This window comes from Arthrobacter sp. AG367 (assembly GCF_007828995.1).
In the GTDB taxonomy this organism is placed as follows: Bacteria; Actinomycetota; Actinomycetes; order Actinomycetales; family Micrococcaceae; genus Arthrobacter.
In genome coordinates this window covers 103,901-123,867 of sequence record NZ_VIVE01000009.1, presented here as the reverse complement: position 1 = coordinate 123,867, position 19,967 = coordinate 103,901, and the positions used below count along the sequence as shown (strand labels likewise).

Annotated in this window: 18 protein-coding genes and 2 riboswitches; of the genes, 13 read left to right on the top strand and 5 right to left on the bottom strand. The window is 66.1% G+C overall.

The features are described 5' to 3' along the window. Positions 1–15: 15 nt before the first annotated feature. The 4 genes from FB478_RS18740 to FB478_RS18725 all read left to right on the top strand — a co-directional run bounded on the left by FB478_RS18740 (position 16) and on the right by FB478_RS18725 (position 2,440). The gene (locus FB478_RS18740) at positions 16–1,029 is read left to right on the top strand and encodes a LacI family DNA-binding transcriptional regulator (RefSeq protein ID WP_018772035.1); all 1,014 of its coding nucleotides are present in this window, start codon (positions 16–18) and stop codon (positions 1,027–1,029) included. A 107-nt stretch (positions 1,030–1,136) separates the two neighbouring features. Next, a complete protein-coding gene (locus tag FB478_RS18735) occupies positions 1,137–1,340 on the top strand; it encodes a hypothetical protein (RefSeq protein WP_018772034.1) in 204 nt (67 codons plus the stop codon). A gap of 92 nt (positions 1,341–1,432) precedes the next feature. Then, entirely contained in the window at positions 1,433–1,735 is a 303-nt protein-coding gene (locus FB478_RS18730; RefSeq protein ID WP_026266196.1) for a DUF4193 domain-containing protein, read from the top strand. 159 nt (positions 1,736–1,894) lie between these two features. Then, on the top strand, positions 1,895–2,440 hold the full coding sequence (locus FB478_RS18725; protein WP_144601315.1) for a hypothetical protein: 546 nt from the start codon (positions 1,895–1,897) through the stop codon (positions 2,438–2,440). Between the two features lie 79 nt (positions 2,441–2,519). On the opposite strand, the gene FB478_RS18720 is transcribed toward FB478_RS18725, so the two are convergent. Next, positions 2,520–4,076 (bottom strand): APC family permease, encoded by a 1,557-nt coding sequence (locus FB478_RS18720; protein ID WP_018772031.1) that lies wholly within the window; start codon positions 4,074–4,076, stop codon positions 2,520–2,522. Between the two features lie 221 nt (positions 4,077–4,297). Here FB478_RS18720 and FB478_RS18715 point away from each other — a divergent pair, with 221 nt between their 5' ends. After that, complete coding sequence (locus tag FB478_RS18715) at positions 4,298–4,777, top strand: Dps family protein (protein ID WP_018772030.1); 480 nt, start codon at positions 4,298–4,300, stop codon at positions 4,775–4,777. A gap of 81 nt (positions 4,778–4,858) precedes the next feature. On the opposite strand, the gene FB478_RS18710 is transcribed toward FB478_RS18715, so the two are convergent. Then, positions 4,859–6,418 carry an MFS transporter gene (locus FB478_RS18710; protein ID WP_144601300.1) on the bottom strand — a complete coding sequence of 520 codons (1,560 nt, stop codon included), beginning with the start codon at positions 6,416–6,418 and terminating at the stop codon, positions 4,859–4,861. Positions 6,419–6,503: 85 nt separating this feature from the next. Between FB478_RS18710 and FB478_RS18705 the strand changes: the two genes are divergently transcribed. The 4 genes from FB478_RS18705 to FB478_RS18690 all read left to right on the top strand — a co-directional run bounded on the left by FB478_RS18705 (position 6,504) and on the right by FB478_RS18690 (position 13,020). Then, positions 6,504–7,040: a TetR/AcrR family transcriptional regulator gene (locus tag FB478_RS18705; RefSeq protein WP_142068613.1), complete on the top strand. Its 537-nt coding sequence runs from the start codon at positions 6,504–6,506 to the stop codon at positions 7,038–7,040. A gap of 93 nt (positions 7,041–7,133) precedes the next feature. Further along, positions 7,134–7,231: riboswitch (glycine riboswitch) on the top strand. A 26-nt stretch (positions 7,232–7,257) separates the two neighbouring features. Further along, positions 7,258–7,365: riboswitch (glycine riboswitch) on the top strand. 53 nt (positions 7,366–7,418) lie between these two features. Beyond that, positions 7,419–10,277, top strand: a complete 2,859-nt coding sequence (gene gcvP / locus FB478_RS18700) for an aminomethyl-transferring glycine dehydrogenase (RefSeq protein ID WP_144601299.1) — start codon at positions 7,419–7,421, stop codon at positions 10,275–10,277. Positions 10,278–10,288: 11 nt separating this feature from the next. Next, positions 10,289–11,437, top strand: a complete 1,149-nt coding sequence (gene gcvT, locus FB478_RS18695; RefSeq protein ID WP_056392130.1) for a glycine cleavage system aminomethyltransferase GcvT — start codon at positions 10,289–10,291, stop codon at positions 11,435–11,437. Positions 11,438–11,580: 143 nt separating this feature from the next. Beyond that, positions 11,581–13,020: an L-serine ammonia-lyase gene (locus tag FB478_RS18690; RefSeq protein WP_144601298.1), complete on the top strand. Its 1,440-nt coding sequence runs from the start codon at positions 11,581–11,583 to the stop codon at positions 13,018–13,020. 46 nt (positions 13,021–13,066) lie between these two features. Here FB478_RS18690 and FB478_RS18685 read toward each other — a convergent pair whose 3' ends face one another. Beyond that, entirely contained in the window at positions 13,067–13,612 is a 546-nt protein-coding gene (locus FB478_RS18685; protein WP_056389195.1) for a TspO/MBR family protein, read from the bottom strand. A gap of 121 nt (positions 13,613–13,733) precedes the next feature. Here FB478_RS18685 and FB478_RS18680 point away from each other — a divergent pair, with 121 nt between their 5' ends. The 3 genes from FB478_RS18680 (at position 13,734) to FB478_RS18670 (ending at position 17,838) form a co-directional block, all read left to right on the top strand. Then, the gene (locus FB478_RS18680) at positions 13,734–14,867 is read left to right on the top strand and encodes a peptidoglycan bridge formation glycyltransferase FemA/FemB family protein (protein ID WP_144601297.1); all 1,134 of its coding nucleotides are present in this window, start codon (positions 13,734–13,736) and stop codon (positions 14,865–14,867) included. Positions 14,868–14,999: 132 nt separating this feature from the next. Then, a complete protein-coding gene (locus FB478_RS18675; protein ID WP_018769527.1) occupies positions 15,000–16,316 on the top strand; it encodes a peptidoglycan bridge formation glycyltransferase FemA/FemB family protein in 1,317 nt (438 codons plus the stop codon). Between the two features lie 34 nt (positions 16,317–16,350). Then, entirely contained in the window at positions 16,351–17,838 is a 1,488-nt protein-coding gene (locus FB478_RS18670) for a threonine/serine exporter ThrE family protein (protein ID WP_018769528.1), read from the top strand. Here FB478_RS18670 and FB478_RS18665 read toward each other — a convergent pair. Both FB478_RS18665 and FB478_RS18660 read right to left on the bottom strand, forming a co-directional pair. Beyond that, positions 17,835–18,674, bottom strand: coding sequence for a siderophore-interacting protein (locus tag FB478_RS18665; RefSeq protein WP_144601296.1), 840 nt, complete (start codon positions 18,672–18,674; stop codon positions 17,835–17,837). The two genes, FB478_RS18670 and FB478_RS18665, sit on opposite strands and share 4 nt — an antisense overlap. Before the next feature lie 14 nt (positions 18,675–18,688). Beyond that, a complete protein-coding gene (locus FB478_RS18660; protein ID WP_144601295.1) occupies positions 18,689–19,459 on the bottom strand; it encodes a uracil-DNA glycosylase in 771 nt (256 codons plus the stop codon). Between the two features lie 140 nt (positions 19,460–19,599). Between FB478_RS18660 and FB478_RS18655 the strand changes: the two genes are divergently transcribed. Further along, positions 19,600–19,929 carry a DUF3263 domain-containing protein gene (locus tag FB478_RS18655; RefSeq protein WP_144601294.1) on the top strand — a complete coding sequence of 110 codons (330 nt, stop codon included), beginning with the start codon at positions 19,600–19,602 and terminating at the stop codon, positions 19,927–19,929. Positions 19,930–19,967 lie beyond the last annotated feature (38 nt).

Here is a 19,967-nt window from a genome sequence, read left to right as displayed (position 1 = left end):
ACGGACAACAAACCCGTGACGCACGGCAAACCACGCCGGCTGCCGAGGCTTGAGGACGTGGCGGAGCTGGCCGGGGTCTCACACCAGACCGTGTCACGGGTGGTCAACAACCACCCCAACGTGAGCCCGGGGACGCGGGAAAAAGTGGAAGCGGTGATAGCCCGGCTCGGCTACCGCCGCAACACCGCAGCCCGGAGCCTGGTCACCCGGCGCTCGCAGACCATAGGGGTCCTGGGCAGCGAGCTCTCCCAGTACGGTCCTGCCAATACATTGCTGGGCGTGGAACGCGCTGCGAGGGACGCCGGATATTTCGTCAGCGTCGCCGCGTTGCGGGAGGTCAGCCGGGACGCGATCCTGGACGCCGTCAGGCACTTCCTGGACCAGTCGGTGGACGGCATCGTGGTGATCGTTCCGCACCTTGAGACGCTGGCCGCCCTGGCGGAACTTCCCATCGGGGTCCCGGTGGTGGCCGTTGGACCCGAGGGGAATGACACTGTTGGCGGCGTCAGGGTGGACCAGCGCCGCGGGGCCGAACTCGCCGTGCGGCACCTCATTGGGCAGGGGCACGTCAGGATCGGGCACGTCGCGGGCCCGCAGGACTGGATCGATGCCGTGGCGCGTGCCGACGGCTGGCGGTCCACCCTTGCCTCCGCCGGACTCGAGGCGGACCTGATCATCGAAGGTGACTGGAGCGCCGGCAGCGGCTACGCCATAGGCCGGCGGATCGCGGCCACCCGCCGGGCCACCGCCCTCTTCGTGGGCAACGACCAGATGGCCCTGGGAGTCCTGCGCGCCCTGACCGAGGCCGGCATCAAAGTGCCGCAGGACGTGTCCGTGGTGGGCTTCGACGACCAGCCCGAGGCCGGCTATTTCAGTCCGCCGCTGACGGTGGTCCGGCAGGACTTCGAGGAACTGGGCCGGCGGTGCATGCAGATGATGTTGACGGCGTTCAGCGGCGCGGAAGGACCCCGGACACTTGTCGTGGAGCCGGAACTCGTCCTGCGCAGCAGCACGGCACCGCCCGCCTGAAGAACCCGCCTGCCGAATCCGGCCGGAGATCCTGCCGGCAGCTGATTTAATCCGGGGGAGACCGGCGCGAAACGTGGCCACAACAATCGCTGCGTAGTTTTCAGTGCATGACGGCTACCTTGCTCATCCGGCTCCGCGACTGGCTGCTGGACACCTTCACCTACGAATCCGAGTCCAGTGCCGCCGGCGCCATGGCCGACGCCACCCGGTGGGGCTGGCTTCCGGCCTTGAGCGGAGTGTCCCTCGGTGCCGACCAGGCCCGGTCCGGGCATGCAGGAACAGCGGGCGGAAGCGGCAGAATGTCTGCTTAGCCACACTATTGCGCCGGTAGCGCGATAATGCCCTAAACTGCTGCACTGAGGTGCCTGAAATGGCGCTGCGCAGCAACGAAAGTGAACACGCTATGGCTACCGATTACGATGCTCCACGCAAGCAGGAAGAAGAGTCGCCGGCCGACTCTCTCGAGGCCCTCCAGGCGTCACGGGGCGGCAACGCGCAGACCGCGGTTATCGATGTCGACGAGAACGACACCGCTGAAGGCATCGACCTGCCCGGGGCCGATCTGTCCAATGAGGAACTGACCGTCATTGTGGTTCCCGAGCAGTCCGATGAGTTCACCTGCTCGTCGTGCTTCCTGGTCCGGCACCGCTCCCAGGTTGCCCGTGAAAAGGACGGCCTGAAGTACTGCCGCGACTGCGAAGGCTGAGTGTCTTCCTGATTTTTGCCGGCGCCGGCCACCTCCCCGAGGTGGCCGGCGCTGCTTTGTCCCCGGACGCCGTCGTTATCAAAATGCCCCCTCGTTTCCCGGTCCGGACACTCCTACGCTGGAAGCATCCAATGGTCTTTAGTCGTGGATGGCACTGCTATGAAGAAGTTCCTCACCTGGCTCGCGGCAATCCTGTTGGCTTCCGGGCTGGGAATCGTGGTCCAGGCGCCCGCCTCGGCGGCGCCCTACTGCGGCCTCACATGGGGCTCCCTTGCGAAGACCGGGCAGGATACGGGGACCGCATCGGTCACCAATGTCCGGACCGGGCAGCACTACTGCTTCGACCGGCTGGTGGTGGACCTCAACGGGCCCGCCGTGTCCTACACGGTGCAGTATGTGCCGCGGATTGAGCAGGAAGGCTCCGGGGCCTTCATCCCGGTACGGGGCGGCGCGCGCCTGCATATCAGCATCAAGGCGCCGTCCTACGACCAGAACGGCAACCCCACCTACAACCCGGCGGACAAGGCTGAACTCAGCAACGTGGCCGGCTACCAGACGTTCCGCCAGGTGGTTTCGGCCGGAAGCTTCGAGGGGTACACAAGCCTCGGTCTGGGCGTCCGGGGCCGCCTGCCGTTCCGGGTCTTCACCCTGGCCGGTCCCGGCCCGGGCTCGCGCCTGGTGATCGACGTGGCGCACTACTGGTGAAAACGAAAAAGGTGCCGTGCCCCTGATGGGGGCACGGCACCTTTTTCGTTCAGGCAGCGTTGTGGCGGCCTCCAGCGATCTATTCCGGCACTACCAGCGCGGGGGTGTCCCGCTTGAGGGTTTCGCCGCGGAAGAAGCCGGGGTGCGTGCGGGACATGACCAGCATGACGACGGCGCCCAGGGCCAGGATGCCGATGCCCAGGATGAACACCAGGCCCACGCCGAAGACCTCGGAACCACTGCCGAACTCCGGCGCCAGGCTGTCCACGGCGGTCTGGACGAACACCACGAACAGGCCCACGCCGCCCACCACCGGGCACACCAGCCGCAGCAGGAAGTGGCGGGTGCTGTTGAACAGGCTGTGGCGGAAGTACCAGGTGCAGGCCAGCGCGGTGAGGCCGTAGTAGAAGCAGATCATCAGACCCAGGGCCAGGATGGTGTCATTCAGGACGTTTTCGCTGACCACGTGCATCACCGCGTAGAACCCGGCGGACAGGATGCCGGCGGCGATGGTGGCGTAGCCCGGCGTCGCGAACTTCCTGCTGATCCGGCTGAACGGTTCAGGCAGGGCGCCGTAGTGCGCCATGGCCAGCAGGCTTCGGGACGGCGACATGAACGTGGACTGGAGGGAGGCCGCGGAACTGGACAGCACGGCGAGGGACATCAGGATGGCGAAGGGGCCCATGATGGGGGAGGCCAGGGCCGTGAAGATGTTCTCTTGGTTGTCGGCGTTGTTCAGGCCGTTGCCGGTGTCCCCGACGCCGGCGAACATCATGGTGGCGATGCTGACCAGGAGGTAGATGGCCAGGACGATGACGGCGGTCAGGGTGCCGGCCAGTCCGGCCGTCTTCTGGCCGTTCGCTGTTTCCTCGTTGACCGTTAGGCACACATCCCAGCCCCAGTACACGAAGATCGACAGCGAGATGCCGGCGGCAATCTGGCCGAACGTCTCGATCTTCGTGACGTCGAACCAGTCCCAGCTGAACGGGATGGCCGTTTCGGACGTGGACCAGTTGGCGAAGGCCATGGCGACGAACAGGCCCAGGACCAGAAGCTGGAAGCCCACCAGGCCGTACTGCACCACCTTGGTGGTGTGCAGCCCGCGGTAGCTGACCCAAACAGCCAGCGCCACGAACACGAAGCAGGTCAGGACGTTCAACGCTTTGTTGCCGGCCAGGTCTGCCAGTTCCGGTGAGCCGGTGAGCTGGGACAGGAAGAGGTAGAAGAAGTCGACGGCGACGCCGGCCAGGTTGGACAGCACGATGATGTTGGCGGCCAGCAGGCCCCAGCCGCCCATCCAGCCGACCCAGGGGCCGAAGGCCTTGGTCACCCAGGTGAAGGTTGTGCCGCTGTCCGGGGAGTCGGCATTGAGCTCCCGGTAGGCGAGCGAGACCAGGATCATGGGGATGAACCCGATCAGGAAGATGACTGGCAACTGGAGTCCGGCTTCATTGACGGTGGGTCCGAGTGCGCTGGTGAGGGTGTAGGCGGGGGCGATGGTTGAAATGCCCAGGACGACGACGGCGAGGAGCCCGAGCTGCCCGCCCTTGAGGCCTTTGGCGCTGACGCCGTCCGCGGACGGGGCGTGGGCGTGCGGACCGGGTTTGGCCGTACTGGTGCGGATTGTCTCTGTCATGGCACCACTTTCTGGAAGGCTGTGAGACGGAGGTCACTATATGAATGGCGTTCATTTAGTATGGGGGTGCCGGACCTGTGATGCAAGACGCAATATGAATCACATTCGTTTATGACTTCCTTTCCAAATTAGTAAGCTCACTGAGAAATTGCCGAAAGCCCTGCCGCCGCTAGGTGCTCGGCTGGTAGCGTCGGCCGTATTGGACCACTTGAGGAGGACGCATGAAAGCTTCACCGACACTGACCAACAATCTGCAGGCTGTCCTGGCCGACCTGATCGAACTGCACGTCCAGGGCAAGCAGGCGCACTGGAACATCGTGGGCACCAACTTCCGCGACCTGCACCTGCAGCTTGATGAGATCGTCGACGCTGCCCGCCAGTTCGCCGACGACACAGCCGAAAGGATGCGCGCCCTGCATGCACTCCCGGACGGCCGCAGCTCCACCGTTGCCGAAACCACCAGCCTGGCCCAGTTCCCTGAAGGGCTGATCAGCACTACGGATGCCATCGAGCGGATCGTTGCCGCCATGGAAGCCGCCGTGGGCACCATGCGCAAAGTCCATGACGAGGTGGACGAGGAGGATCCCACCTCCGCGGACCTCCTGCACGAGTTCATTGCCCGGCTGGAGCAGTTTGCCTGGATGGTACAGGCTGAAAACATGAAGCCGACCGCCAAGGTCACAGCCGCCGACTCCAAGTAGCCGGCAGCCACCCGCCTGGACCCTTTGGGCGCCTGGTATCGGAATTGATCCGGTACCAGGCGCCCTTTTTGTTTCGCTTGGTCAGGCCGCTTTCGGCACCTTCCGCAGCACGACGGCGGCGAGGACTGCCGCCGTCGCCATCAGTACCAGCCCAATTGCCGCAGTGATGTGCACGCCGGAATCAAACGCTGACGCCGCAGCGTCCCGGACGGTGTCCGACAGGGAAGCGGGCAGCAGGTTTGCTGCTTCCACTGCGCCGGCAAGTGTTTCCCTCGCGCTGTGCAGGGAGGAGCCGGGCAGCATGCCGTCAAGGCCTGCGGGCAGCCGCAGGTTCTGCTGGTAGGACGCCGTCAGGATGGAGCCCAGTACCGCCGTGCCCAGCAGCGACCCCACCTCGTAGCCGGTCTCGGAGATTGCCGCGGCAGCGCCTGACTTCTCCGGCGGCGCGGACCCGAGGATGAGGTCGTTGGAGATGGTTTCGGCCGTACCCACGCCCAGAGCAAGGACCAGCAGGGCTGCCAGCAGCAGCGAGGGGCCGCCGTCGTGGTTCCCGAATGCCACCATGGTGTAGCCGGTGGCACTGAACGCCAACCCCGCTGCCACCACGTATCCCGGGCGGACCTTGCGGACCAGCGGCACCACCACCAGGCCGGCCACCACCGTGGCGGCCAGTGCCGGGATCATGGCAACGCCGGCTGCGGACGGCGTCATTCCCTCGAGGAGTTGGAGGTGCTGGGCGAGGAACAGGATGAAGCCGTTGAAGGAGAACAGGGCAAGGATGTTGGCGCTGATGGCCATGCTGAACACCCTGTTCCGGAACAGGGACATGTCCAGCAGGGGGTGCGCCAGCCGCTGCTGCCGCTGCACGAACACCGCCCCCATGGCCAGGCCGAAGGCGATGGCGCCCAGACCTGCCGCCCCTGGACCTTCGGTGGCAACTGCCTTGATCCCGTAGACAACGGGCACCATGACCAGCATGGAGAGCAGGATGCTGGGGATGTCCACCTTGCCGGGTGCCGGATCCTTCGATTCCGGGATGAGGGCCGGTCCAAACGCCAGCAGGGGGAGCATGAGGGGGACCGCCACCAGGAAGACGGCACCCCACCAGAAGTGCTCCACCAGCCAGCCGCCGAAGATCGGACCCAGGGCCGCGCCGCCGGAGAATCCGGCGGCCCAGATGGCGACGGCCAGCCTGCGGCGATTGGGCTCGGGGAAAATGTTGCGGATCAGCGACAAGGTGGACGGCATCAGCATGGCGCCGAAGAATCCCAGGGCGGCGCGGCCGGCGATGAGCCATTCCGGCGCGGGTGCAAAAGCCGTCGCAACGGACAGCGCGGCAAAGCCGATGCTGCCAAGGATGAGCAGCCTCCGCCGCCCAATCCGGTCGCCGAGGCTTCCCATTGATACCAGCAGCCCGGCCAGCACCAGGGGGTAGGCGTCAACGATCCACAGCAGCTGCACGCCCGTGGGTTCCAGGGCCCGGGCGATGGCCGGCAGCGCGAACGTCAGTGCGGTGTTGTCCACCGCCACCAGCAGCACGGGAAACATCAGGAGCCCCAGCGCCAGCCAGTCGCGCCGCGGAGGACGCACGGAAGTGCTGCTTGCCTGCCCGGTTGCCGAACTCTCGATGGAAGTGGTCATGAGATAACTATACCGTCCGGACGGTATAGTTTAAAAATGCGATGGTTTTCCTTATTCCTGCACGGGGGAGGGCATGATGGAGGGCATGCCCCGAAAGCCTGTTGCCCGTGACGCGGTCCTTGACGCCTTCGAGTCCCTGCTGATTGAAGTGGGTGAGCGGGCGGCCACCCTCGATGCCGTGGCGCGCAAGGCCGGCGTATCCAAAGGCGGCCTCCTCTACCACTTTCCCAACAAGGAAGCCCTGATTGCCGTGTTGCTTGACCGCCTGGAGGGCCTGGCGAGCGAGGATGCCGATGCCATGGCGTCGGCAGCTGAAGGTGCCGCGGCCTACTTCATCCGTTCCTCGGTCTGGGCGGATACCCCTTTGGACCGTGCCATCGTGGCCGCCACCCGGCTTGCAGAGGTGGCGCACGAGGAGACGCGGCGCCGCTTCGCGGCCATCCAGCAGCGCTGGCTGGACGAAATTGCTGCGGATGTGGGACCTGGGCTGGCCAAGGCAGTCCTCTATATGGGGGACGGCCTGTACTTCAACGCCATGCTGTCCGTGGCCCCTGCGCCGGCCGGGGGAGCGGCCGCTGACGTGGAGGAACTCCTGGCCGCGCTGGAACGGCTCCGCAGGTAGCTCCGTCATTTGCCGGGAGGGGTTGCCGCGTAGGACAATAGAAAGTTGTGAGGGCTGTCACCGGCCTTCATGATCCAACAAATGAATAGCCTTTGATCTGCGGCGGGAGAGTTCTGCCGGAAGTACAGGCAGGCGCCGTAGGAGCAAATCCTCCCCAGGAATCTCGCAGGCCCCCGTACCGCCGCGGCGAGGCACCTCTGGAAAGCAGCAGGCAGTCTTATTCTCTTTTGGAGAGGTAGGGACTGTTGTGCTCACCGACGGGGCAAGCGGGTCCTGCCCAGGCAGGGAACGCGGAAACTCTCAGGTCCAATACAGAGCGGGGAGGAACCCGAATAGCTGTGGCGTACCCTTCGCCGCCTGAGTAAATGGAGTTCCTTCGTGTCGGTTACCCCAGCCTCCACCACTTTCGTAGACCGCCATATCGGCGCGCGCCGCCAGGCCGACGTCGACACCATGCTCAAAGCCGTGGGCTACGACTCGGTCGATTCCCTTGTGGACACCGCGGTTCCCAAGGTCATCCGCCAAGACACCGCCCTTCGCCTGCAGGACGCCCTCAGTGAGGTTGAAGTCCTCACGGAACTGCGGAAGCTTGCCGCCAAGAACAAGACGGCGGTGCAGCTGATCGGCCAGGGCTACTACGACACCGTGACTCCGCCGGTGATCCGCCGCAACATCCTGGAATCCCCGGCCTGGTACACCGCCTACACGCCCTACCAGCCGGAGATTTCCCAGGGCCGGCTTGAGGCGCTGCTGAACTTCCAGACCATGGTGCAGGACCTTGTGGGCCTGCCCATCGCCAACGCTTCGCTGCTGGATGAAGCAACGGCGGTGGCCGAGGCCGTGCTGCTGATGCGCCGCGCCAACAAGTCCAAGCCCGCGGCAGACGGCAAAACCGTCCTGGACATCGACGTGCTGCCGCAGACCATCGCCATCGTGCTGGGCCGTGCGGAGGCGCTCGGCTTCGAGGTGGAGGTCGCCGACCTGTCCAAGGGCCTGCCCGAGGGCGACATCAACGGGATCGTGCTGCAGCAGCCCGGCGCTTCCGGCCGCGTGTGGGACCAGTCCGCCGTGATCTCTGCAGCGAAGGACCGGGGCGCGCTGGTCACCGTGGCTGCGGACCTGCTGGCCCTGACACTGATCACCCCTCCGGGCGAGCAGGGCGCGGACATTGCCGTCGGCTCAGCCCAGCGTTTTGGCGTGCCGCTGTTCTTCGGCGGCCCCCATGCCGCCTACATGGCTGTCCGCAAAGGCCTGGAGCGTTCCTTGCCTGGTCGCCTGGTTGGGGTGTCAAAGGACGACGCCGGCACGCCTGCCTACCGGTTGGCACTGCAGACCCGCGAGCAGCACATCCGCCGCGAGAAGGCCACGTCCAACATCTGCACCGCCCAGGCGCTGCTGGCCATCGTTGCGTCCATGTACGCCGTTTACCACGGCCCCGACGGCCTGAAGGCGATTGCCCAAACGGCGCACCGCCACGCCCGTAGCCTGGCGGCCTCGCTTGCGGCCGCCGGCGTCGAGGTGCTGCACACGAGCTTCTTCGACACCCTTACGGTCCGGGTCCCCGGACGGGCTGCTGGCATCATCGCCGACGCCGAGGCGCGGGGCATCAACCTGCGCAGCGTCGACGCCGACACCGTAGGCATCGCCCTCGATGAAACCACGACGGTGGCCATCGTCGCCCAGGTTGCCGACGTCTTTGGCGCCACGGTTGCCGAGGTCCAGGGCGAGGGCCAGGGCTTTGGGCTGGAGGCCGCCGTCGAGCGTTCCTCCGACTACCTGCAGCACCCGGTCTTCAACACGCACCGGTCTGAAACCCAGCTGCTGCGTTACATCCGCAAGCTCTCGGACCGCGACCTGGCGCTGGACCGCACCATGATCCCGCTGGGTTCATGCACCATGAAGCTGAACGCCACGGCCGAGATGGAAGCCATTTCCTGGCCGGAGTTTGCCTCGATCCACCCGTTCGCCCCGGACTCCCAGACCGAAGGCTGGCGCGAACTCATCGCCGGCCTGGAAGCGGACCTCGCCGAGATCACCGGGTATGACCAGGTGTCCATCCAGCCCAACGCGGGCTCGCAGGGCGAGCTGGCGGGCCTGCTGGCGATCCGCGGTTACCACCACTCCCGCGGCGACCAGCAGCGCAACGTCTGCCTGATTCCGGCATCAGCCCACGGCACCAATGCCGCGTCCGCAGTGCTCGCCGGGATGAAGGTCGTCGTCGTGGCCACAGCTTCTGACGGCACTATTGACCACGATGACCTGACGGCCAAGATCGAGGCCCACAAGCATGTCCTGTCCTGCATCATGATCACCTACCCGTCCACGCATGGGGTGTATGACGGGGACGTCCGTGAAGTCTGCGATGCCGTGCATGCTGCCGGGGGACAGGTCTACATCGACGGCGCCAACCTGAACGCCCTGGTAGGGCTGGCCCAGCCGGGTCAGTTCGGCGGGGACGTGTCCCACCTGAACCTGCACAAGACCTTCTGCATCCCGCACGGCGGCGGGGGACCCGGCGTCGGGCCCGTTGCCGCCAAGGCGCACCTGGCACCGTTCATGCCGGGCGACGCGAACAAGGCGGCGCACGAAGCCGGGCACGGTGTGGCGATCTCGGCGTCCCGGTTCGGTTCGGCCGGCGTGCTGCCGATTTCGTGGGCGTACGTGAAGCTGATGGGCGGTGAGGGCCTGACCGAGGCCACCAAGTCCGCGCTGCTGGCGGCCAACTACGTCGCGTCCCGCCTGAACGAGTACTTCCCGGTCCTGTACACCGGTGAAGGCGGGCTGGTGGCGCACGAGTGCATCCTGGACCTGCGCGAACTCACGGCGAAGACGGGGGTGACCGCAGAGGATGTTGCCAAGCGGCTGATCGACTTCGGTTTCCACGCCCCCACCCTGTCCTTCCCGGTGGCGGGCACGCTGATGGTGGAGCCCACCGAGTCCGAGGACCTGGCGGAGATCGACCGCTTCATCGAGGCCATGATCAGCATCCGCAAGGAAATCGACCAGGTGGCCAATGGCGACTTTGCCGTGGCGGACTCACCGCTGCGCCGCGCACCGCACACGGCGGCCGCCGTCGTCAGCTCTGACTGGGACCGCGCCTACCCCCGCGAGCAGGCGGCCTTCCCTGCCCACCACAAGCAGGACAAGTACTTCCCGCCCGTGGGCAGGATCGACGGCGCCGCCGGGGACCGGAACCTGATCTGCTCCTGCCCGCCGCTGGAAGACTTCGAAAACTAAGGACCGGCGCCATGACCGAGAAATACACCGCGCTTTACGACGAGCACAAGAAGCTTGGAGCTTCCTTCACGGACTTCGGCGGGTGGCAGATGCCGCTGAAGTACAGCTCGGAGCTTGCTGAACACCACGCCGTCCGCAAGGCTGCCGGCCTGTTCGACCTTTCCCACATGGGCGAGGTCTGGGTGACCGGCCCGGATGCCGCAGCCTTCCTGGACTACGCCCTGGTGGGAAAGATCTCCGCGATGGCCGTGGGCAAGGCCAAGTACTCGCTGATCTGCAACGAGGACGGCGGCATCATCGACGACCTCATCACCTACCGACGCCCTGCCGCGCAGGACGGCACCGACGTCTTCCTGGTGGTCCCCAACGCGGGCAATGCCACCGTGGTGGCCGCTGCCCTGCAGGAACGGGCCGCCGGGTTCGATGTTGTAGTGGAGGATGCCTCAGCCCGCACGTCGCTGATCGCCGTCCAGGGCCCCAAGGCCCAGGAACTCCTGCTGCGCCTGGTCCCGGCCGCGCAGCACGCACTGGTCACTGAGCTGAAGTACTACGCCGCCGTCAGCGTGCCCCTCCTGGTAGGCGGCGCCGGAAAGGAACTCCTGCTTGCCCGCACCGGGTACACGGGTGAGGACGGGTTCGAAATCTTCGTGGGCAACGACGATGCCCCCGCGCTGTGGCAGTCACTGATCGCCGTCGCCGACGACAGGGAACTGACCCCGGCAGGCCTCGCCTCCCGTGACTCCCTGCGCCTCGAAGCGGGAATGCCCCTGTACGGCAACGAACTGTCGCTGCAGGGCGACCCGTTCGCCGCCGGCCTCGGCCCCGTCGTCGCGCTTTCCAAGGAAGGCGACTTCGTCGGCAAAGCCGCCCTGGCCGCCAAAAAGGAAGCCGGAGCCGGCAGCGCCTCCGGCCGCCGCCTCGTGGGGCTCAAAGGCCAGGGCCGCCGCGCCGGACGCGCGCACTACCCCGTCCTCAAGGACGGCGCCACGGTTGGCGAAGTCACCTCCGGCCAGCCGTCGCCCACCCTTGGCTACCCCATCGCCATGGCCTACGTCGACGTCGAATACTCGGCACCCGGCACCGCCCTCGACGTGGACCTCCGTGGCAAGGCGGAGCCATTCGAAGTCGTCGACCTCCCGTTCTACAAACGCCAAAAGTAAGCCCTGTACCGCACCGTGGCCGGGCTTCGGGTCCGGCTCTGCCGGCCCCTGGTGCGCATGGACCGGTGTGTCGAGGCTGACAGGACGTACAGGAAGTGGGTTGAGCGGCAACCGAACCAGATTTAGTTAGGAAATACCCCGTTATGGCTGTTGGTGTCTTTGACCTGTTTTCGATCGGGATTGGGCCTTCGTCTTCGCATACTGTGGGGCCGATGCGGGCTGCTGCGGTGTTCGCTGAGGAGCTCAAGGGCCTGGGTGTCCTGGGTGATGTGACGGGGTTGCGGGTTGATTTGTATGGGTCGTTGGCGGCGACGGGTCATGGGCATGGGACGATGACCGCCGTTTTGTTGGGGTTGGAGGGGTTCCATCCGGAGTTGATCCTGCCCGCCGAGGTGGAGGAGCGGCTGGCCTCGATCGCGGAGACCGGGGTCCTGAACCTGGCCGGTGCTGTGGCCTTGCCGTACGGGGTGAAGGATATGGTGCTGCGGCCGTTGACGGTGTTGCCGCGGCACACGAACGGGATGACGTTCACGGTCACTGATGCGGCCGGTGGGGTGCTGCATTCGGCGACGTTTTTCTCGGTGGGTGGCGGGTTCATCGTCCGGGAGGGCGAGGAGGACGCGGCGCAGCAGGAACTGGACGCGTCCAAACAGGAACTGCCGCTGCCGTTCCGGACCGCGGCGGAGTTGCTGGGGCACTGCGCGGTGACCGGGTTGGGCATCGCCGATGTGATGCTCGTGAACGAAAAAGTCTCCCGGGACGAGGAGCAGATCCGGGCGGGGCTGCTGCAGATCTGGTCGGTGATGGAGGGCTGCGTGGCCGCCTCGTTGAGGCGGGAAGGGGTGCTGCCGGGCGGGTTGAAGGTCCGCCGCCGCGCCCCTGACTGGTACGACCGGTTGAAGAAGGAATCCGCGGGCGCCCCGGTCGAGGAGACGGATGCGGCGTGGGACGCGGGCCCGTTCGATGCCAGGTATTGGCAGGAGTGGGTTAATTTGGTGGCGTTGGCGGTGAATGAGGAGAACGCCTCCGGCGGGCGGGTGGTCACCGCCCCGACGAACGGGGCGGCCGGGATCATCCCCGCGGTGCTGTTCTACGCCCTGCATTTCGCCCCGGGCATGGACAAGGCCACCCAGGAGGACCGGGACGCGGTGGTGGTGCGGTTCCTGCTGGCCGCGGGCGCGGTGGGGGTGCTGTACAAGGAACAGGCCTCGATCTCCGGGGCCGAGGTCGGCTGCCAGGGCGAGGTGGGGTCGGCGTCCTCGATGGCGGCCGCGGGCCTGGCCGAGGTCATGGGCGGGACCCCGGCGCAGGTGGAGAACGCCGCGGAAATCGCGATGGAACACAACCTGGGCCTGACCTGTGACCCGATCGGCGGGCTGGTCCAGGTCCCCTGCATCGAACGGAACGCGATCGCGGCCGCGAAAGCGATCAACGCCGCGAAAATGGCGCTCTGGGGCGACGGCACCCACCGCGTGTCCCTGGACGAAGTCATCATCACCATGCGCGAAACCGGCAAGGACATGTCCTCCAAATACAAAGAAACCGCCATGGGCGGCCTCGCCGTCAACGTCGTCGAATGCTGATCCCCACCTGGCAACGCGACGCCACAGGCCACGCGGAGACCATCGCTTAGTTATGCGCCGCGGCCCACCAGTTCAGGCTGGCCGCAAACACCAGCCATGACACGTAGGGCAGCAGGAGCAGCCCGGCCGTGCGGCTGATGGGACCAAAATACACAACGGTTACTGCGACGGCGGCGATCAGGGCAAGGATGATGGCCAGCCCCAGCCACAGGGCCGGCGTGCCAAGGGCGGGGTAAAGGGCGAAAAACGCGGGGGTCCAGGCAAGATTGAGGACCAGCTGGACGGCGTAGGCGGCCATTGCCGGACGTGTCCTGCTGGTCCGCCGGCGCCAGACCAGCCACGCTGCGACAGCCATTGCCGCATAGAGGACGGTCCAGACGGGACCAAACACGCCGTTGGGCGGGGACCAGGGCGCCTTGTCAGCGGTGGCGTACCAGCCGGAGACATTGGCCGCCGAGGCCAGGCCGCCCAGCGCCGCCACCAACAGTGACGCCACCAGGAATCCGATAAGCGCGGCCACCTGCACCCCGGCGCTGTAGGGCTGTCCGTCGCTCCCCGTGCGGGCTGTAGTCTCTTCCCCATCCGGCCTCATGCCTACACCCTTGTTGACCGCCAACAGCGGCGTCAAGCGGGCATCCTGAACCCCGCTGGCCCGCATGCCCTGCAAGGCGGCGAAAAGCCGTAAGCACATCAGGCTTTAGACTTGAGGCTGCATGTCCGCACGCACCCAGAACTACCGAAACCGCGCACAGACCCGATTGGACAAGGCCCCCTTGCGACAATTCACCGCACGTTTTGCCACCGCCGAGGAAATTGAAAACTGGGACAAGCACGTCACGGCCAATCCGAACGGCGGCAATATGCTGCAGTCCGCCGCCTATGCATCGGTCAAGAACGGAAGCGGCTGGAAAGTCCGGTTCCTGGTGCTGGAAAGCCCCGGAAACTCCAGCTACAACCTGGTGCTGGAGAAGAGCTTCCCCGTCCTGGGACGGTTGTGGTACCTGATCAAGGGCCCCGACCTGGCCGATGCAGCGGACGTCGGCCCCGTCCTTGAATCCGTTGCCGCGTTTGTCCGCGGCAGGAAGCTGAATGTCTTCAACATCAAAGTGGAACCGGACATTATCGACTCCGACGAGGTGCAGAAGGAACTGCGCGCGGCCAACCTGGTGAAAGCGCCCAATATCCAGTCCAACGACTCCACCGCCCTGCTGGATATCTCCGGCTCCGAAGAGGCAGTATTCAAAGCCATCTCCTCGCGCGCCCGCAATGCCATCCGGCGTGCCGAACGCGAAGGCTGCCAGGTGGTCCGGCAGGAACCCGGACCTGAAACCTACCGCGCCCTGTACGACCTGATGGTCAACACCGTCAGCGCCAAGGGATCCATGCCCCTGCGGAGCTACGATTACTACGCACAGTTCTGGGATGAGTTCAGCAACCGCGGCCAGGGCAACTTCTTCTTCACCTACGAGGACGGAAAGCCCAGCGTGGGCGCATTCGTCATCAACTACGGTGCCAAGGCAACCTACAAGGACGGCGGTTCCACCCAGAACCGCAAACAGTACGGTGACTCGCACCTGGTCCAATGGGCGGCCATCCGCCGGATGCAGGAACTCGGCTGCACCGAGTACGACTTCTGCGGCACGCCTCCAGCTGCGCGCATCAAGGACAAGACCCACAACCTTTACGGAATGGGCATGTTCAAGACCAGCTTCACCAAGACAGTGACCGACTTCGTGGGCTGCCACGACTACGTCCTGTCCCCGCTGCGGCACCGGCTTTGGGTCAAAGGCGGCGAAAAGATCTTCCGCCGGATTGAAACCGCACGGACCGGCCAGCAGTTCTACTGACCTGCAGCCGCCAGACCCGCAAAGCTCCCGCGACCCCCGCCGGACCAGCACGCCCGCGTGCCGGCCGCCCCGAACACCGCCCGCCCATCGCGCGCCCACCAGGCCGCGAAGAGTCCAGAAGAAGGTCACCCCTTGAATCCAGTTTCCGCCGCTACCGGGCTTGAATACGCCAACCTCAGCGACGCCGACTTTGAGGCCTTCGCCCTGAAGCACCCGCAGAACAGTTTCCTGCAGTCCATTGATTTTGCCCGTTTCCAGCGAGCACGCGGCCAGCAGGTGGAACTCTTCGGAGTCCGGCGCAATGGGGAACTCGTGGCGGCAGGAAAGCTCAACTACACCACAAACCGCCTCGGCTACACCGTCTGTGAATGCGCCAAGGGCCCCCTTATGGACTACACGGACCGGAACCTGGTGGGCGCCGTCGTCGAGCTTCTCCGCAAGCACGCGGCAGGCCGCAAAGCCGCTGAACTGCGGATCTCGCCGAACGTCAGGTACATCGCCCGGGACGCCGACGGCGCCGAGCACCCCGACGTCGAGGACAACCGGCCCCTGGTGGCCGACCTGGAACGGCTGGGGTTCAAGCACCAGGGCCTGGACATGAACTTCGTCAACGTCAACTGGATGTTCATCAAGAACCTGGTGGGCATCCAGGACGCCGAAGAACTGATCATGAGCACCAGCTACCGGACGCGCAAAGCCATCCGCAAAGCGGAAAAGAACGGCGTCTTCCTGGAACAGGCCACCCTGGACACCCTGGACGACTTCTACGGGGCCCTGAGCCGGGCCGGTGACGAAAAAGGATTCGTCTACCGCGAACGCGCCTACTACGAACACCTGCTCCGGACCACCACCCCGGAATTCACCAAGCTGATGATGGCGAAGATCGACATCCCGGCCTACCGGAAATCCATCACTGAGCGCCTGGAAACGGAGTCAGCCACCGCAGCAGATCTCCGCCGTGAGGTGGAGGAGACCGGCAGCAAAAAGAAGGCCAACCGGCTCAAAGTGGTACAGGACCTGGTGGACAGCTACGAGCGGAGCCTGAAGGACATCGAAAGGTTCCCCGACTCCGTGGGGACGGCCACCGTGGCAGCCATCCACTTCGTTTGCTACGGCGATGAGGTGGTGTGCGTCATCGGCGGCACCGTCCAGGACTACATCTACTTCAACGGCGCAACCTCCCTGTACTGGGGAATGATGCTGCATGCCCTCGAGAAGGGATACCCGCGGTACAACTTCTACGGCACCTTCGGCATCTCCGGCCAGGACGAGGAAGGCCACGGCGGCTACGAATTCAAGAAGGGCTTTGGCGGCGAAGTGGTCCAGCTGGTGGGAGACTTCGTCGTGCCGGTGCGGCCCGCCGTCTTCCATGCCAACAGGCTCGCCAGGTCCGCTGCGGCCGCCGCCCGCACGCTGCTGGGCAAGTTGCCGCTGAAGCGTGCAGCCTGACCGTCCATAAACCGCGTACAGGGAGGAAGCGGGCATGACCGAACGGCACGAACGGCCAGGGCACAGGCCAAAGACTGACGGCCTGCCCAAGACTGAACCGCTGACCCCTGCGCAGCTTCGGCAGGACGCTGCCGCCAAGAGGATGCTGCGCCGCCTGGTGCAGGGCGAGAATCCACCAACCGCCCCGTTGAGCATCGTGGACCGGCTGGCGGGGAGTCCCTACGCCAACCCCACCATCCAGGTGGGTGGCGTGGACACCTCCGCCCGGAAGACCCTGGATTTCGCCCTGCACCTGGCCGAGACCATGTTCCGGTATGGCGCCGGCGCCCTGGAAGTGGAAACCAGCATCATTGCCGTCACCGCGGCCCTGGGGCTGAAGAACATCGAGGTGGACATCACCAACCAGTCCGTGGGTATCAACTACGCACCCAAGGACCAGACGCCGATCGCCCTGCTGCGCGTGGTGCGCTCCTGGACCAACAACTATGCGGGCCTGGCCAAGGTGCACCAACTGGTCACGGACATCGTGGCCGGCGGCGTGGGCCGGGATGAGGCGATCCGCCGGCTGAACGAGGCCATCACCAGCCCGAAACCCTATCCGCGCTGGATGGTCACGGCCGCCTTCGGCATCTTCGCCGCCGTGTTCGTTGGCGTGCTGGGCGGCGGTCCGGTGTCCTCGGCAGTTGCGTTCGTGGCCAATATCGGCATCAGCCTGCTGGCCCGGCAGCTGGGACGCTGGCGCGTACCGGACTTCTTCATCACCGCCAGCTGCTCTTTCGTGGTCACCATGCTGGCGCTGCTGCTCTGGCAGTTCGGGCTCACCGCATCGCCGTCCATCGTGGTGGTGGGCGGCATCCTGCTGCTCCTTCCCACCGGGCGCCTGGTGTCCTCCGTGCAGGATGCCATCAACGGCTTCCCGGTGACGGCGGCCGGACGGTTCCTGTCCACGCTGCTGACGTTCGGCGCCATCGTGGCAGGGATCGCTGTTGCCTTCGTGGTGGGGGAGCTGACCGGGCTGCAGCGCATCGACGTCACCCAGACCTTCCCGCCCGCCTACGATCTGTGGGTCCTCATCATCTTCGTAGCCGCCGCCGTGATGGCCATCGGCATTACGGAACAGACCACCTGGAAGCTCCTGCTGCCAACCGCAGCCGTAGGCGTGGCGGGCTACCTGGTGCTGCTGGGCTGCGGCCTGCTGGGCATCGGCGACCGTTTCGCCCCGGCCATGGCCGCCGTCGTCATTGGCCTGCTGGCACGGGTGGTGGCGCTGCGGATGGGTGCGCCGCAGCTGGTGGTGGCAGTTCCCGCAGCCCTGATCCTGCTGCCCGGCCTCACGATATTCCGGTCCATGTACGTCCTCACCGTTGAGGAGTCCGAGATCCTGGCCGGCGCCGGAGGAATGCTCAGCGCCGGTGCCATCGTGCTGGGAACGGCCGGCGGGATCGTCCTGGGCGACGTGCTGGCCCGGCCCCTGACCCGCAGCCTGGCAAGCAACGAGCGGCGCCGGGCGCGCCGCCGCTAGATCTGGCCGACCGGGAGCTTTTTCTCGGCCTGGAAGACGTCCTCCACGCGGCCCTGCGCCCAGTAACCGGAGAGGGACACCTGCCGGCGGTCCAGGCCGCGCTGCTTGAAGAAGATTTCGCGGAGGGCCTTCATATAGCCGCGTTCGCCATGTGCAAACACATCCACGGTGCCGGTGGGCCATTCGGCCTCCGCCACCGCCCTGACCAGCAGGTCGCTGGCACCTGCCGGTGTGCCGTTGCGGGCCAGCCAGGTAATCTCCAGCCCGGCAGGGGCGGAAACAGGCTGGATGTCGGCCTCGGAACCTACCTCCAGGAAGGCAAGCCCGGTTGCCTCCGCGGGCAGGGCCTCGATGCATGCGGCGATGGCAGGAAGCGCTGCCTCATCACCGGCGAACAGGTACCAGTCGGCCTCGGGGTTGGGGTTGTAGGCGCCGCCGGGTCCGGTGAAGGTCAGTGTCTCGCCCGGCTGTGCCCCTGCCGCCCATGGACCCGCCAGGCCCTCGTCGCCGTGGACCACGAAGTCGATGGCGAGTTCGCTCGCCTCCGGATCCACCCAGCGCAGCGTATAGGTGCGGGTGAACGGCCACTGCTCGCGCGGCATGGTTTCCCGGACGGCCCACAGGTCCAGCGGGGAGGGGTAGTCAACCCCGGGCTGCGGGAAAACGATCTTCACGTACCGGTCCACGAAGCCGTTGTTGGCGAAGTCGCTGAAGCCCTCCCCGCCGGCCACGATCCGGACCATGTGCGGGGACAGCTGTTCCTTGCGCAGCACGGTCAGGGTGACCTGGGGGCGGCTCTTCTTCGTGGCGCTGGTGGCGGCGGGGACGGTGCTCATAAGGCAAGCCTAAGCTAGGGTGACGGCGGGAGTTCCCAGGTTACGGCCGTTGCACCCTGTTCGCGCAACAGTTGGTTCACCCGGCTGAATGGCCTGGAGCCAAAGAACCCGCGGGAGGCGGACAGCGGGCTGGGGTGCGGGCTGATGACGGCGGGGGCGCCTGCCAGCAGCGGCTGGAGGCCCTCCGCCTCCTTGCCCCACAACACCGCCACCAAAGGCATCCTGGACCCATCCGCGGCCCGGCGGCATGCCAGGGCGGTGACGGCCGCCGTCGTAATGTCCTCCCAGCCTTTGCCCCGGTGGGACCCAGCAGATCCTGCCCTGACCGTGAGTACCCGGTTCAGGAGCAGCACGCCCTGCTCCGTCCATGCCGACAGGTCGCCATGGACGCGCGGCGGAATGCCGAGGTCCGATTCGAGTTCGCGGTAGATGTTCACCAGGCTGCGGGGGAGGGGGCGCGTGCGGGCATCGACGGAAAACGACAGCCCGACTGCGTGCCCCGGGGTGGGGTAAGGGTCCTGGCCCACGATGAGGACCTTGACGCCGGCGAGCGGCTGGCGGAAGGCGCGCAGGACGTTCGACGGCGGCGGCAGGAGTTGGTGCCCGGCCGCCTCTTCAGCAGCCAGGAAGGCCAGGACCGACCGGAGCTTGCCCTCCACTCCCTGCAGTGCCGTGGCCCAGTCCGGCGCCATGAGCTCCGCCAGGGGCAGGTCAGCCAGGTCAGCGAAGCGGGTGCCGTCCGCCGGGTCCTGCTGCAGCTCGAACAGCGCATCCGATTCAAACATCGTTCCATTCTTGCAGGCCGTCGGGGGACGCCCGCCCGCGGCACCGGGCCGGTGCAGGCGCGGGGCGCGAATGACACCCGTGTTATTCGACCGGTAGCATGGGGGTAAGACATTTACCGTAACCAGCGAAGGAGTGTGCCGTGGCGGAACCGGCCCGGGAACACCTGCCGGAGCAGGATCCACGGAAGTCCCTTTTGGCGGATTTCACCCTCCGTGAGTCCTCCCTCTCCGAGCGCGAACAGCAGATGCTGGCCCTGGAACGGCAATGGTGGAAGTACGCAGGGGCCAAGGAGCAGGCCATCCGCGACCTCTTTGACCTCTCCGCGACCCATTACTACCAGCTCCTGAACGCACTGATCGACCGCGAGGATGCGCTGGCACACGATCCCATGCTGGTGAAGAGATTGCGTAGACTACGTACGTCGCGCCACCGTGCGCGCACTGCCCGGCGCATGGGATCCGACGCTTAACAACCCCCAGGCCGGGACAACAGCCGCAATCAACAAGG

What these genes read in the sequence shown, in the direction of transcription:
- FB478_RS18715 (WP_018772030.1), top strand. Translation starts at nt 4,298, where the DNA reads ATGAAAGCTTCACCGACACTGACCAACAATCTGCAGGCTGTCCTGGCC.
- FB478_RS18690 (WP_144601298.1), top strand. Translation starts at nt 11,581, where the DNA reads ATGGCTGTTGGTGTCTTTGACCTGTTTTCGATCGGGATTGGGCCTTCG.
- FB478_RS18705 (WP_142068613.1), top strand. Translation starts at nt 6,504, where the DNA reads ATGCCCCGAAAGCCTGTTGCCCGTGACGCGGTCCTTGACGCCTTCGAG.
- FB478_RS18680 (WP_144601297.1), top strand. Translation starts at nt 13,734, where the DNA reads ATGTCCGCACGCACCCAGAACTACCGAAACCGCGCACAGACCCGATTG.
- FB478_RS18665 (WP_144601296.1), bottom strand. Translation starts at nt 18,674, where the DNA reads ATGAGCACCGTCCCCGCCGCCACCAGCGCCACGAAGAAGAGCCGCCCC.
- FB478_RS18660 (WP_144601295.1), bottom strand. Translation starts at nt 19,459, where the DNA reads ATGTTTGAATCGGATGCGCTGTTCGAGCTGCAGCAGGACCCGGCGGAC.
- FB478_RS18725 (WP_144601315.1), top strand. Translation starts at nt 1,895, where the DNA reads ATGAAGAAGTTCCTCACCTGGCTCGCGGCAATCCTGTTGGCTTCCGGG.
- FB478_RS18670 (WP_018769528.1), top strand. Translation starts at nt 16,351, where the DNA reads ATGACCGAACGGCACGAACGGCCAGGGCACAGGCCAAAGACTGACGGC.
- FB478_RS18685 (WP_056389195.1), bottom strand. Translation starts at nt 13,612, where the DNA reads ATGAGGCCGGATGGGGAAGAGACTACAGCCCGCACGGGGAGCGACGGA.
- FB478_RS18710 (WP_144601300.1), bottom strand. Translation starts at nt 6,418, where the DNA reads ATGACCACTTCCATCGAGAGTTCGGCAACCGGGCAGGCAAGCAGCACT.
- FB478_RS18735 (WP_018772034.1), top strand. Translation starts at nt 1,137, where the DNA reads ATGACGGCTACCTTGCTCATCCGGCTCCGCGACTGGCTGCTGGACACC.
- FB478_RS18720 (WP_018772031.1), bottom strand. Translation starts at nt 4,076, where the DNA reads ATGACAGAGACAATCCGCACCAGTACGGCCAAACCCGGTCCGCACGCC.
- gcvT (WP_056392130.1), top strand. Translation starts at nt 10,289, where the DNA reads ATGACCGAGAAATACACCGCGCTTTACGACGAGCACAAGAAGCTTGGA.
- FB478_RS18730 (WP_026266196.1), top strand. Translation starts at nt 1,433, where the DNA reads ATGGCTACCGATTACGATGCTCCACGCAAGCAGGAAGAAGAGTCGCCG.